Origin of the sequence: Archangium lipolyticum, from assembly GCF_024623785.1 — a bacterium.
GTDB classification, from domain to species: Bacteria; Myxococcota; Myxococcia; order Myxococcales; family Myxococcaceae; genus Archangium; species Archangium lipolyticum.
In genome coordinates this window covers 111,981-125,417 of the sequence record NZ_JANKBZ010000012.1, presented here as the reverse complement: position 1 = coordinate 125,417, position 13,437 = coordinate 111,981, and the positions used below count along the sequence as shown (strand labels likewise).

Here is a 13,437-nt window from a genome sequence, read left to right as displayed (position 1 = left end):
CCGGTGACGGCAACCCATTCCGCCGGGACATGGCGTGTGGTTGGCCCCATGGCCGCTTCGACTGCGACGGCAGGACTGCCCGTGGGCCATCGTGGGAAGGTGCATCGGCGTCCCATCACCATCGCCCCGGGTCCCAGCGGAGCCTTCCCGCAGGAGCTACGTGGCTCGGACGGCGTGATCGCCCTGCCTTCGACGGCGAAGAGGGATTACCGGGTCTTCTTCCGGCCACCGCGCTCGGCACCGCCGGCATCGTTGAATCCCGAGACGACCATCCCGAGCGTCTGCGCCAGCATCACCGCCGTCTCCACGGGAACGCGGGTGCCCTTGAGGCGGTTGCGCGCCGGGTCGAGGAAGGCGCCCACCGTGTTCTCGAAGTTCGTCCGGGTGAGCGTGCAGCCCCGGAAGTTGCTGCCCGTGAGGTCCGTTCCGGTGAAGTCCGAGTCCGTCAGATCCAGATCGAAGAAGTTCGCCTCCTGGGCGGTGCAGCGCAGGAAGGAGGTCTTCCTCAAGCTGAGGCCGACGAACGAGGTGTAACGCAGGACGCACCCCTCGAACGCCAGCTCCGGGTTGGGCGACACGCTCGTCCAGTCGATACCCATCAGCTTCGAGCCCTCGAAGCGCACGTCCCGCAGCGCCGTCTGCGAGAACTGCGCGCGGGTGAGATCGCACCCGTTGAAGACGCACGCCTCGAGCACGGTCCTCTTCCAGCCGCTCTCCTGGAACTGGCACCTCTCGAAGGTGCACTTGTAGAACTCCTTCTGGCCGAGGTCGTGGCCCTGGAGATCCAGGTCGGCGAACGTCTCGTTCTCGAAGGCGTCCTCTTTCGCGAGCCGTTGCTCGGCCGTCAGGGTCCTGTCGGGTTGTGTGGACATGGGGGTGCTCGGACTCAGTGGGCGGGAGGCCTGTGGCTTCCCGTGGTGAAACGGCGCAGATCCGCGCGGAGTGTCTCGTTGAAGCGGAAGGGTTCTGGACAGCCCTTCGACTCGCAGACGGCCAGGTAGTCGTTGAAGAAGGCGAGCGCGCCTCGCGAGGAATAGCCGCGCAGCCGCTCGGGGCCCAGGGCTTCCTCCAACGTCCGGGCCATCTGCGCGCCCACCCGGACGAAGAGCCAGTCCTCACGCGGCTCGTGGGCGGAGCGGATGCGCTCGAGCGTCGTGTTCGGGGACTTCGCGATGGCGGTCGCATCGAGCAGCCTCGTCACCTGCTCGAAGGCCTCCGGGAGTCCGCCCGTCCCGGGCAGGGTCCCCGGCCCTCGCGAGGCCCACTGGTGGTACGCGAGCCCATAGCCGTAGATGCGGCCCAGGGCCTCGTTCACCACCGCGTCCACCGAGGTCTGGAGGCGCGCGCTCAGCCGGGGGCCTCCGTCCTCGAGCAGCAACTCGATGATGCCGAGCGCGATGCGCCGCAGCGACGCGGCCTGGCCCTCCACGTTGCTCGCGAGCGCGATCGCCACGTCCTCCCCGGGCAGCAGCAGCAGCAGCGTCGACGTCTCCGGCTGCGCCCCCGCGTGCGCCACCACGTAGTGGCCTCGGACCGGGTACGTGGCGAAGCCCATGCCGTAATCCGTGAGGTGCCCGTCCCGGGTGCTCATCGGCGTCTGCATCCGCCCCGTGCTGTCGCGCGACACCAGCCGGTAGTCGAGCAGGGCCCCTCCGAAGGCGAGCAGATCCTCGATCGACGCGCGCGTGCCTCCGCCGGCGAAGCGGCCGGACACGTCGACGACCTTGGAGGGCACCCGCTGTCCGTCCCGGAGGCGGTAGCCCGCGGCGTGGTGCTCGTCGCGCGTGCGGCGATCATCCAGGCTCGCGTGCTCCATGCCGGCGGGTCCGAAAACGTGCTCCCGCAGGTACTCACCATAGGACTGGCCCGACACGGCCTCGATGGCGGCGCCGAGCAGGTTGTACGCCCAGGTGCTGTAGATGAAGCGCGTGCCGGGTTCGGCCTCCAGGTCGTAGCCCGAGACGAGGGCGACCGCGCCCGCGGTGTCGAGCGGCCCGGTGTCATGGCTCGGGCCGAAGCGGCCGTAGTTCGTCACGCCCCCCAGGTGTCCGAGCAGCTGCCGCACCGTCACCGGCCAGCGCTTCTCCGGCCACGCGGGCACCAGCGTGTGGACGTCGGCGTCCAGGTCGATGAGTCCCCGCTCCACCAGCTGCAGCACGGCCACGGCGGTGAAGGACTTGGTGATGGAGGCCATCCGCCAGGTGGTGCGCGAGGTCGCCGGCAGGCCCCGGGCCGCGTCGCGCAGTCCGTAGGCGCCCACCCAGCGCTGGCTCCCCCGCAGGACGCCCACCGCGAGTCCTACGTGCGGCTCCCGGGCGAGCTCCGCGCGGATCAGCGCGTCGAGGGCCCGTTGCTCCTCCTCGGAGAAGGGCCGCTCCACCTCGGGCGCGGAGACCCGCGGCGGCTCGCACACCGCCATCCCCGGCGGCGCCGCCCAGACCGTGAGGCCGAACAGGAGGAAGGGGAGACACCAGCCCTTCACCACGAATCCCTCCGGGGTCCGTACCCGGCGTGTGTCTCGGCGGCTCTGTCGTGGTGATTCATGTGGCGCGTGCGGTTGTGCTCCCACCGTTACCCGATGTCGAGCGGGAGGGCACCTGGGGAGAAAAAGGACAACGCGAGGCGTTGATTGTCCCTTTTCTCCACGGCCTCCCGGGTCTCTCGTGGGATGTCACAAATGGAACAGGGCTTGCTGGGGCGTGACGGGTTTTACCACCCAAGTTCATTGGAACGCCAAGTTCCTGGAGACTCACGCACCATGAATCGACTGTTCAATCCCCTGATGGCCGCGTCGGTGGTCCTGCTCGCTTCCGCCTGCGCGAAGCTGGAGCGGATCGAGGTTTCTCCGGCGAAGGTGGAGCTCGCCGAGGCCGGCCAGTCCGTCACCCTGTCCGCCCGCGGTCTCACCGAGGACGGCAAGCCCGTGGAGAAGGCGGAGTTCGAGTTTGCTTCCAGCGACGCGCAGGTCGCCACCGTGGATGCCACGGGCAAGGTGACGGCCGTGAAGAGCGGCTCGGCCTCCATCACCGTGAAGTCCGGTGAGAAGAGCGCCTCGGCTCCCGTGGAGGTGGTCATCCCCTCCGCCATCCTCATCAAGGGCGCGCCCTTCACGCTCACGGGCATCGGCTCGCAGGCGGTGGTCGAGGCCGAGGTGCAGGATGACGCCGGCCGCCCCGTGAAGGACGCGAAGCTGGAGTACGCCGCCGCCGACGCCAACGTGGTGGAGGTGAGTGGCAATCAGCTGGTGGCCAAGGGCGTGGGCACCGCCTCCGTGACGGTGACCTCCGGCAAGCTGAAGCAGGCCTTCGACGTCACCGTGAAGCTGCCGGACGTGGAGGCGGTGGCCTTCGAGACCGTGCCGGCCACCCTGAAGGTGGGTGAGAGCGCCTCGCTCGCCGTGGTCGCCAAGGCCACCGACGGCGCCGCCATCCAGGGCGTCTCCTTCACCTTCACCACCAGCGACGAGAAGATCGCCACCGTGGACGCCACCGGCAAGGTGACGGCCGTGAAGGCGGGCGCCGTGACGATCAAGGCCGAGGGTGGCAGCAAGGCCGCCGAGACGAAGCTGACCATCAAGAAGAAGTAGGCGGTACCTCCGCCCGCTCCTCCGCCTGGCGGTGGGGGCGGGCGGGCCCGGTGGCCGCGCGGCTACTTCGCGGCCACGAACTCGAAGGAGACCTGGGCCTCCTCGCCTTCCTTCACCGTCACCTGGGCCGTCTTCGCGCCGAGCGTCTCGTGCCAGGCCTCCAGGGTGTACGTCCCCGGCGGCACGCCCTGCAGGGAGAAGGCGCCGTCCTCGGTGGAGGTGGCGAAGTAGGGGTTCGGGTTCACCACCACCCAGGCCGTCATCCACGGGTGGATGTCGCACTTGAGGCGGATGATCTCCGCGTCCTGGGGAGGCCGGGCCTCGCGCGTCTTGAGGGGCGGCTGGGTCACGTTGAAGAGCTGCTTGCCGCCCGCCAGGCCCCGCACGTTGTGCAGCGTGCCGTCGCTGTTCATGAACACGAGCGGCTGGCCGATCACCGCGCCCTGTACGCGCGGCTGGTAGGTGCACCGGTTCTGGTCCACCACCACCATGGAGCTCGGCGGAGTGGTGGGCTGGCCGGGCACGTTGCCCTGCACGCGCACGAGGACGTTGGCCAGCTTGCCCTCCCGCACCTGCACGGGCTGCTCCACCAGGTCCATGCCGTCGCAGTTGGGATCCGTGCCGGGGGTGATGGGGGTGGCGGCGGGGGGCTTGCCCTTGAAGGTGACGACGCCGCGCACGGTGCCGCCGCCCTTGGGGGCCTGGGCGGCCTCTTCCTGGGGCAGGGGCGTGTCGGCGGGCAGGGGCGCGGCCTTGATGGAGGCCTCGGCCGGGGCCTGGGGGACGGCGGGGGCGGCAGGGGCCTCGTCCTTCTTGCAGCCCGTCAGGGCGGAGAGTCCCACGGCACCGAGTACCGTCAGGCCCAACGTACGCAGCTTCATCTGTGCAGTCTCCTCACACTGTCGGTCCGCGTGGGGGGAACGCGAACCTGGGTGGGGAAGGTCCGCGTCTGTCGTAACAGAAAAGCGGGTCGGTGAGCCAATAGGTAGGGCCTGGGAAGGAGGACGTGCTCGGGTGCCTCCCGAGGTAGCAGGCCGCTGTTCAGTCCCGCGGCTCCACCGCGCGTGGCGTCGCGCGCGTGCTGCGGAACCCGCGCCAGCGCACATAGCGGGTGAAGTCGCGCACGAAGGACTCCGGGGACAGTCCGATGGTGGCCTCGAAGGCCTCCGGGAAGTTCTTCCCGCCCTTCATCTCGCGCAGGAGGGCGCGCACCGAGTCCTCGCCGTAGCGCTGGAGGAGGAACGCGAAGGCCTGGTGGGCCACGCCGTAGAGGAGGTTGGCGTCGTCCCGGTACAGCTCGGCCGGGTTGCGCAGGGGCTCGCTCTGGGGGAAGCGCTCCAGGTGGCGGGCGATCTCCTCCAGGGTCACCCAGCGGTAGGACTGCTCCGCCGTGTACGAGGCCATGCCCTCGCGGAACCACAGGGGGATCTGCTTGCGAGACCAGCCGAGCCGGTCCGCCGAGAGCTGGTACATCAGGTTGTGGGTGAGCTCGTGGAGGATGAGCTCGTTGAGCTGCGGCTGGGTGGCGCCGGCCACGCCCCAGGTGGAGGGGGCCTGCACGAGCAGCTCGTCATAGCGGCCCCAGGCGCGCAGCCAGTCGACGCCGTGCTGCTGGGTGGCGGCCTCCAGCGACGCATGGTCGGGCATCACCTTGAGGGTGATGGGCTCGCGCAGCGTGCCCCAGCGCTCGAGCCGGGGCAGGGCGTGCTCCACGGCCCGCTGGAGGCGGGCGGCGTCCTTCGCGTCGGCGCGGATGAACTCGATGCGGTACAGCCCGGAGGGGCTCGCCATGGAGGACTCGAGGGCCGCCTCGGGCGTCGCCAGCCTCCTGGGTGAGGCACATGCCGGGAGGAGCAGCAACACCCCCATCACCACCACCCGCCCCACGCCTCCCAGCCCACTGCCATCGCGCATCGAGAGCCTCATTCCACGTCCAACCAGCGGAGCACCGTGCGGCCCACGTCCGCCACGGTGGCCAGGGCCTTCAACCCGGGCGCTGGCGGACCGAAGTAGAGCACGGGGACGGGATTCAAGGTGTGTGAACGGGTAGTCAAGTCCTCCACGTTCCCATGGTCGCTGCACACCAGCACCCGCGCGTCGGGGGGCCGGGTGGAGATGACGGCCCGGGCGAAGGCGTCGAAGGTGTCCAGGGCCTCGCGGGCGGCGGCGAAGTCGCGGGCATGCCCGGCCTCGTCGGCCAGGTAGTGCTCGAAGAAGGTGAAGTCCACCTCGCCGGCCACCCGCCAGAAGACCTCGGCGGCCTCGGCCGGGGTGCGCTGGGGGACGGCGGTCATGCCCTTCGCCCGGGCCCGCTCGCCGGTGATGTCATGGGTGAGGCCGTGGCCTGCCTGGGCGTCCTCGAAGGTGCGCAGGGCGATGTCACCGGCGGTGAAGGCCAGGGTGGTGGCCGAGGCCTTCAGGCGGCGCAGGGCGGCCGGGGGCAGGGTGAACTCGGGGCCGCTGGTGGAGGGGCGCCGGTGGAGCTTGAGCGCGTCCAGGTAGGCCACGGGGTAGCTGTTGGCGAAGGTGGCGCTGCGGCCCGCGGTCACCAGGCGCTTGATGATGGAGTGCTGGGAGAGGATGTCGCGCAGGGGCTTGTCCGGGTAGCCCAGCACGTGGCGGCCGATGAGGGTGGGGGCGGGCTGGCCGGTGAGGATGGCCGTCTGGTTGGAGGCGGACTGCGGGCGCCCGGCGACGCCGAAGGTGGTGTCCACCGGGAAGCACTGGCCGCCCTCGGGGAGGGGAGCATCGGGGGCGTCCTGGAACCGGGAGAGGAGGTAATCCCTCCCGGCGAGGGGGTTCTGTTCCGGCTCGTTTCGTCCAATGCCAACACCATCGATGAACAGGACCGCGACGCGCATGACGCCCGACTGTATCCTCGATGGGAGACCCCCATGGCCCTGCACGGCGATTTCTCCAGCTTCCCCCTGCCCGAATTGCTCCAATGGTTGGATAGCTCCCGGAAGACGGGAACGCTCCAGCTCCTGTCCTGGGAAGGAGGCGAGCGAAAGCTCTTCCTGCTCTCCGGGCAGGTGCTGGCCGTGGCCCACGAGGGGCTGTGGGGGAGGGTGGCCCGGGTGCTCTCGCTGGCGAAGCTGGCGGATGGCGCGGAGGTGCTGGCGGCCCTCAAGGCGCTGCCGCCGGGGGGCGAGGACGTGGACGCCGTCCTCCGGGCCCACAAGGTGGAGCCGAAGCTGGTGCGCGAGCTGGTGCGCGAGGAGATGTTCGGCTCCATGGTGGACCAGACGCGGGGAGGGCATGGCGCCTTCCACTGGACGGAGGACCTGGACCGCGGGGGCGAGGAGTGGGCGCCCTGTGAGATGAGCCTCCGGGAGCTGCTCTTCGAGTCGCTGCGGTGGGTGGACGAGCAGCCGGACGTGGACCGGGTGCTGCCCGGGGACGCGTTGACGGTGCGCTCGAAGGTGCAGCCGAGCCCGCGCCAGCCGCTGCTGCACCGGATCCTCCTGACGATGTGCGCGGGAGGGCAGAACCTGGGGCGGCTGCGGCTGTCACTGAGCCTGTCGCGCTCGTCGGTGACGCGCCGCGTGTTCGAGCTGCTGAGGGCGAAGCATGTGGAGGTGGAGGGGGCGCCGGAGGTGGTGGTGGATCCGGTGACGGACATGCTGGAGAAGGGCGCGGTGCTGGTGCGCGAGGGGCAGTACGACGCGGCGGAACTGGTGTGCGCGTCGCTGCTGGCGAGTGACCCGGCGGACCGGCGGGTGCGCGAGTTCGCGCGGATGGTGCAGAGCGAGCACGTGGCGGCGCTGTACGCGGAGCTGCCGCCGCTGGCGGTGCCGGTGATGAGGCCGGATCCGGAGGCGCAATCTCTGCTCAAGCAGGAGGAGCGTCAGTTGGCGGGGCTGGTCAACGGCTCATGGGACGTGTCGACGCTGGTGCTGGCCAGTCCCGCGCGCGAGCTGGAGACGCTGAAGACCCTGGCCAAGCTGATGCGGATGGGATTGTTGCAACTGCGCTAGTACGATCCGGTAACGGCGGAGCCGCCCCAACTCGGGACCGGAGGCACATCCCCACCTATACGCCACGACGGATACGCTCAGTGGCAGAGGACGAGCTCGGGGTACAGCGGCGAGGGCGTGTCCAGCAGTGGCTGCGGCTTGCCGAGCAGGTGCTGGTCGAAGAACGCGTTGACGTAGGCCCGGGTGATGGCCTGGGTGCGCTCCCCGGTGGTGCTCGCGCCGATGTCGACGCCGAGCTGGTCCGCGACCAGCCCGACGTCGGTGAACGACGCGTGCACCGTGCCCGCCACCTCGAACCAGCGCTTCCATCCGGTCATCTGCTGCCAGTCCCGTTCCCAGTGCGTGTTCACGCCGGGCTGGCACAGGGTGGGCGTGAGCTGGTGGCTCAGGAACATGAACGGCCGGGACAGCCCGGGGGCGAGGAGCGGGGTGTCCGTGTCGCCGTCGATGTCAATTCCGGCCCGGATGCGGGACTCGTTGACCATGGTGGGAATGGTGCTCGCGCCACCCACGGAGTGGCCGGCCATCCCGATGCGGGACGGATCGATCAGGTACGCGCCACGCCACTTCGAGCGCGGCCCGGTCAGGGCGTCCAGCACGAACGACACGTCGGCCGCCCGGCCCTGTTCCAGCTTCTGCCAGAACTCCAGGTCGTGCGGTATGTCGCACGAAGCACACCCGGTGACGTGCCCGTCGGGGAAGCTGGTGGCGAGGGTCTCGTAGGTGTGGTCGACCACCGCCACGACGTAGCCGTGGCTCGCCAGGTCCTCGGCCAGTGAGCTGAGCGTGGCACGGGGCTTTTTGTAGCCCGGCGACAGCACGACGAGCGGCAGGCTGTGCGCGCAACCGGCCGGCCACGCATCGCGGACGGAGTTGGTCCGCGTCGTGCTCAGCAGCTCGGGTGGCACGTCGGGGATGCCAGTGTCCGCGATCAGTGCCGCCGACTCCTCCGGGGTCATGTACCGCGCCTTCGGACCGTTCGCCCAGGTCGCCGGGTAGAAGAGGGAGACCATCAACTCCCGGTAGTTCACCGATGGCACCCACGGGTCGGGGCGCGAGGTGTCCTTCAGGTACAGGGAGGTGGTGCCGACCGGCTGGCGGCCGGTGGGTCTGGGGAGGTGGGGCGCCGTGTCCGCCGTGGCGGGCGATGCGAACAGGGCAAGGAACAGCACTGTGACGGCCGTGAGATGACGCATGGGTGTCATTTCCTTCAGGAAAGGTGGCGGTGGTGCCGCACCTGCCGGACCCGCTGCTGGTACGGCAAAGACAGGCATCCGCTCGTGGAACACCGGCCCCGCCTCGAACAGTCACCGGCCCTTCGTCTTGCGGTAGCCGGAACCGGCCTCGTTCCAGCCGCTTGTGTACAGGATGAAGCGGCTCAGTGACCTTCGCACGCTACGTCTTTCCTGTCGCGACGGGGACGGGCGAGGAATTACGACGGCGCCGACGCGGCCCGATACGACAAGTAGTCGCGGGCAGGTGTCTGTCCGACATATCCCAACTCACTGCCTCTCTCCTCGAGCCAGGGCGGCCAGGGCAGGGGTGTGCCCCAAGGGGTTGCACCGTCCGGCCAGGGCGCCGTCCCCGGCCCACATCCCTCGGAGCCCGGCCCCTCAAAAGGACGCCATCCGCGTGGGGGTGGACCCCCGTCGTAACGCTTGTGCAGGGCGACACGAGTACGGCCGTGGCGCGCACTCCGTCCCGAAGGCGCCCGCGCGCTGCAACCCAATCAGGGGGCTCTTCGTCTGCCGCACCTTGTTGGCTCCGATGGGCTGGGTGCTGTCCTTCACATCGGTGTGCGCCTCGATCACAAGGCCGAAGTCCTGCCCAAGACGCCAGAGCACATCGGGATGTTGGCGGGCATGACGAGGCGCCGGAATTTGGACCGGAAGTCGTCGTAGCGCGAGCCACACTCACTACGTCGAACCAAGCCTCATGAGGACTTCGGCAACTCCACCCGGGTGATGCGGGTTCTCGTTGAGCATGGTGTGGAAGCCACACTTCTCGAGGACGCGGATCGACGCGAGGTTGTGGAGAGCGACCCACGCATGAAGCGGCCGGGCGGGCTCGAGCACGAGAAACTCAGAGAGGGCCCGAGTGGCGATGCCTTTGCCCCAATGCTCGCGACCAATCCAATAGCCGACGAGGCGCCTGGCATCCTGTTCCCAACTGCCGATGTACCCAACGACCACGCGGCCCATGACGATGGTGCGGGTGACGTTTTCAGGGCGGAGAACCTTTGTGCGCCAGTGGGTCATGAACGCGTCGCGCTCCCGCGATGGAAATGCGGCCATGCGCAGCGCTTCTGGGTCGCGCTGGTGTTCGAAGAAGATGGGAAGGTCCTCATCTGTGACGTTGCGGAGGATCATTCTGAAAAGGCTCCGTCCAGTCTGCGCCCCGAGGGAGGTCGCGAGGCGAATGGCGGAAGGGTTCTATCTTGTTCGGGCATGACGAAGCGCGGGAACTTGGACCGGCCTCACTCACCAGCAGGGTGAGGCGCCAGCGTCGCTGGGACCCTGGGGCCCTTCTATTGTGGGGGCGTAGTCACAAGCAGAGAAGACATTTGAACGTCCGCGGCGACGGTGTCTCGTTGAATTTGCCTTGACAGCTTGCCGGCCTCGCAGCCGATGATTTTGCTAGGAGGAGCCTCACGATGACCATCACCATCACCGCCTTCGAACGTTCGCCCGACGGCGGCAAGGGGCTGGCGCGTGACACGCGCGTTCGCTGGGCGCTTGAAGAAGTGGGCCAACCTTACGAGGTTCGCCTTGTTTCCTTCCGTGCGATGAAGGAGCCCGCGCATCTGGCGCTTCATCCTTTCGGCCAGATTCCGACCTATGAGGAAGGCGATCTTGCGCTGTTCGAGACAGGAGCGATCGTCTTCCATATCGCCCAGCGCCATGCGGGCTTGCTGCCGGACGATGCCAATGCCCGGGCGCGCGCGATCACTTGGATGTTCGCCGCGGTCAACACAGTGGAGCCGCCGATCCTTGAGCTCGGAACCGCCAAGCTCCTCGAGGGCGACAAGCCTTGGAATAAGGAGCGCATGCCTCTGGTCGAGGATCGCGTGCGCGGCCGGCTGAAGCAACTATCTGCTCGCTTGGGCGATGCCGACTGGCTCGACGGTGCGTTCAGCGCGGGCGACCTGATGATGGTGTCGGTGCTGCTCAGGCTGAAATCATCGGGCATTTTGGATGAATTTCCGAACCTGGCCGCCTATGTCGCCCGCGGCGAAGCGCGGCCCGCCTACAAGCGGGCTTTCGCCGCTCAATTGGCGGTTTACACCGGAGAGCCACCAATCGGTTGATTGAGGTCTGTCCTGGGCTCGAAGTCGTCATCCGAGTTTTCGGGCGGTTTCGCCCGCGCGTGGCGCTCGATGAGGAACGCCGGTACGTCCGCCGCGTGATCGCTCGATTGGCCGCCGGGGCCAGGGAAGCCGGCTGAAGGATCCCCCTCGAGCCGGCCCCTGGAGATCAGGCCGGGAGCCTGAGCAACGGCTCCACGGCCCAGGCGGTCCTCAGGACGGCAGCTCACCTGATTCCTGCAACTCCTTGAGCACGTCCAACACGGTGGAGCGCATCTCCTCCATGATCGTCTCGATGAAGGGGCGCCCCTGGAGATCCTCGGCGATCCATGGATCCATGATCACCGACCGAAGCACGCTGATCTTCCCTTCGGAGGGGCCGATGGGGGTGGAGGTGCCCAGCAGCCGCCGCTGGTAGTCCTCGAAGAAGGCCTTGCCGTAGTCCGCTTCGATGAAGTCCGTGGTGCTCACCAGCAGCTGGTAGCCGTAGATGTCCCGGCCATCCGCCTTGACCCCTAGCCTGTCGTAGATCTTCCGGTTGAAGAGGTTGACCAGAGACATGTCGGGGTTGAGCCCGCCGGCCGTCTTGAAGTTGAAGGCGTAGGTGACGATGTTGAGATCCGCGCCAATCTCACGCAACAACTCCAGATCCTCGCCCTCCGCGGTAGAGAAGAGGCTCGCGCTGCTCTTGCCTCGGACCACGTGCCGCAGGCGCTCCAGCGCCTGACTGGTGCCTCCGTAGCGCTCCATGAGGGACGGCGGGAGTTGGAAGCGCGGCCCGGGAACCACCACGAAGGGGTCCGAAGGCTCATTCATCAACAAGAGCCCGGCGTGGAACATCTTGCAGTTGTACAGGGCTCTGCCGAGGATCTGCCCATAGCCACGCTGATCCGGCGGGATCACCGCGTGGCTGAGGTACACGCCCGCGGCGGCGGCGCCGGGCTTGGAGCCCTCCACGCCGTACTTGCCCACGGTGAGCTCCTCCTGGCCGCCGGCCGTGTTGATATACGGGGCCTCGAAGGCCACCAGGCTGCGCATGGCGCCATTGCGGTAGCACATGGCGCCCGCCGGATAGGGCAGGTAGCCCGTCTTGTGGGGATCCAGGGTGACGGTGTCCGCCTGTGATAGGCCCAGGTACTGCTCGGTGACGTAGGTGCTCAGGGAGAGCGCTGGAGTAGGACCGGCGGTCCGCATGCCCTGCGGCGGCTCGCGCAGCAGCGAGGCGAAGTAGCCGCCCCAGGCTGCGTCCGCGTGCACGCAGAACTCGATATCCGCCGGACGGTACTTGTCCCGCCGCAGGGCCAGGACCTTGGCGAGCGGGTCTACCAGCCCCTCCTCCGTGGTGCCCAGCACAGCCACCACGGCGATCACCGGTCGGCGTTCGGCCAGACACTGATCCAGCTTCGCCTCCAGGCGTGCCACATCCATCCGGCCCTCGACGTCCAGAGGGATGCTGTACATGTGGTCCGCGCCCAACCCCAGGATGGCCGCGGCCTTGGGCAGCGAGTAGTGCTTGGAGCCCGGCACCAGGAACACGGGTGAGCCCACCCCGTTCAGGTGACGGCGGGTGAACTCGACGAGCCCCAGATCCTGCAGTGTGTAATCCGACACCAGCTGGGTGAGTCTGGCCACGGTGAGGCCGTGCGAGGCGCCATACTGCTGCTCGATGCGGGCCGGGATGCCCAGCACCTCGTCCACCCCCAGGTTCAGCGCCCGCCAGGTGTCCAGTTCCACCAGAAGCGCGCTCCGGCCCGAGGGCAAGGTGACCCGGAAGTCCTTCAACGGGGCCAGTTCAGGCCTCTCATGGATGGCCGCCTGGAGCGAGAGCGGATAGAACTTCAGGTTGCGCGCGGCCCACATGGCCTCGATGTTGGCGGTGGTGCCACCACTGGTGAGGTGGCCCCAGGGCTTGATCCCCTCGTGCTCGGGGAAGGCGAGCATGCGGCAGAGATCCTGTCCAACGCGCACCTCCAGCACCGTGGTGAGGGGCGAGGCCTCGAGCGCCACGTTGTTCTGGTTGTACATCATCGCGGCGAAGTACCCGGCCATGCCAGGGATCGTCTGATCCCACGTCATGTGTCCCTGGTAGCGCATGCTGAAGAAGGGGGCGGACTTCTTGAGCTCTGCCAGGAGCGTGTCGAACTCGGTGTGGAGCGTGTCCAGCGCCTGCAGGTAGCCCGGATCGCGCTTGATACTCTGGGTGATGGCAGGGGGATCGCTGGGATGGAAGTTGCGGCGCCAGAAGGCGTGATCGCGCAGCGCCTCCACGACGAGCTGCTCGAAGAGCTCGGCATTCTCGGCGCGGGGCCCGAGGAACCAGGCCTCCACCTGGCGGCCTCCTGGAACGGCGGGGGCCTCGCGGGGCTGAGCCGTGACCTGGAATCGGTGCGTCAGTTCATTGGAGCGCAGTCGCTTCTGTAGCGCGTCCCTCAAGGACTCGGTGGCTGCACCGCCATAGTTCGGATGGAACTTCTCGCTCATGACTCCTCCTTACGGCGCGCACTCTAGGCCCAGCGCCCAAGAGCTGTCATGGATTCCGAAGACGGTGTCCGGAAACAGTGTCAAATTTC

General features: G+C 68.3%; 11 protein-coding genes. 3 read left to right on the top strand and 8 right to left on the bottom strand.

Features of this window, described 5'->3' with window-relative positions; translation table 11 throughout:
* Window positions 1-206: 206 nt before the first annotated feature.
* Both NR810_RS25340 and NR810_RS25335 read right to left on the bottom strand, forming a co-directional pair.
* Window positions 207-872 (bottom strand): pentapeptide repeat-containing protein, encoded by a 666-nt coding sequence (locus NR810_RS25340; protein ID WP_257456034.1) that lies wholly within the window; start codon window positions 870-872, stop codon window positions 207-209.
* A gap of 14 nt (window positions 873-886) precedes the next feature.
* Window positions 887-2,485, bottom strand: a complete 1,599-nt coding sequence (locus NR810_RS25335) for a serine hydrolase domain-containing protein (protein WP_257456033.1) — start codon at window positions 2,483-2,485, stop codon at window positions 887-889.
* A gap of 273 nt (window positions 2,486-2,758) precedes the next feature.
* On the opposite strand from NR810_RS25335, the gene NR810_RS25330 reads away from it, so the two are divergent.
* The gene (locus NR810_RS25330; protein ID WP_257456031.1) at window positions 2,759-3,586 is read left to right on the top strand and encodes an Ig-like domain-containing protein; all 828 of its coding nucleotides are present in this window, start codon (window positions 2,759-2,761) and stop codon (window positions 3,584-3,586) included.
* A gap of 62 nt (window positions 3,587-3,648) precedes the next feature.
* On the opposite strand, the gene NR810_RS25325 is transcribed toward NR810_RS25330, so the two are convergent.
* The 3 genes from NR810_RS25325 to NR810_RS25315 form a co-directional block, all read right to left on the bottom strand.
* Window positions 3,649-4,467: a carboxypeptidase regulatory-like domain-containing protein gene (locus NR810_RS25325; protein ID WP_257456030.1), complete on the bottom strand. Its 819-nt coding sequence runs from the start codon at window positions 4,465-4,467 to the stop codon at window positions 3,649-3,651.
* A 160-nt stretch (window positions 4,468-4,627) separates the two neighbouring features.
* A complete protein-coding gene (locus tag NR810_RS25320; RefSeq protein ID WP_257456029.1) occupies window positions 4,628-5,512 on the bottom strand; it encodes a peptidase MA family metallohydrolase in 885 nt (294 codons plus the stop codon).
* Window positions 5,509-6,447 (bottom strand): alkaline phosphatase family protein, encoded by a 939-nt coding sequence (locus NR810_RS25315; protein ID WP_257456028.1) that lies wholly within the window; start codon window positions 6,445-6,447, stop codon window positions 5,509-5,511. The genes NR810_RS25320 and NR810_RS25315 overlap by 4 nt, the downstream gene beginning before the upstream one ends.
* Window positions 6,448-6,480: 33 nt before the next feature.
* On the opposite strand from NR810_RS25315, the gene NR810_RS25310 reads away from it, so the two are divergent.
* Complete coding sequence (locus tag NR810_RS25310) at window positions 6,481-7,563, top strand: DUF4388 domain-containing protein (protein WP_257456027.1); 1,083 nt, start codon at window positions 6,481-6,483, stop codon at window positions 7,561-7,563.
* A 77-nt stretch (window positions 7,564-7,640) separates the two neighbouring features.
* On the opposite strand, the gene NR810_RS25305 is transcribed toward NR810_RS25310, so the two are convergent.
* Complete coding sequence (locus NR810_RS25305) at window positions 7,641-8,759, bottom strand: alpha/beta hydrolase family protein (RefSeq protein WP_257456025.1); 1,119 nt, start codon at window positions 8,757-8,759, stop codon at window positions 7,641-7,643.
* A 720-nt stretch (window positions 8,760-9,479) separates the two neighbouring features.
* Window positions 9,480-9,932, bottom strand: a complete 453-nt coding sequence (locus NR810_RS25300) for a GNAT family N-acetyltransferase (protein ID WP_257456023.1) — start codon at window positions 9,930-9,932, stop codon at window positions 9,480-9,482.
* Between the two features lie 284 nt (window positions 9,933-10,216).
* On the opposite strand from NR810_RS25300, the gene NR810_RS25295 reads away from it, so the two are divergent.
* Window positions 10,217-10,870, top strand: coding sequence for a glutathione S-transferase family protein (locus NR810_RS25295; protein ID WP_204220128.1), 654 nt, complete (start codon window positions 10,217-10,219; stop codon window positions 10,868-10,870).
* A gap of 210 nt (window positions 10,871-11,080) precedes the next feature.
* Here the strand turns inward: NR810_RS25295 and NR810_RS25290 are convergent, their stop codons facing one another.
* Window positions 11,081-13,348 (bottom strand): pyridoxal phosphate-dependent decarboxylase family protein, encoded by a 2,268-nt coding sequence (locus NR810_RS25290; RefSeq protein ID WP_257456021.1) that lies wholly within the window; start codon window positions 13,346-13,348, stop codon window positions 11,081-11,083.
* Window positions 13,349-13,437 lie beyond the last annotated feature (89 nt).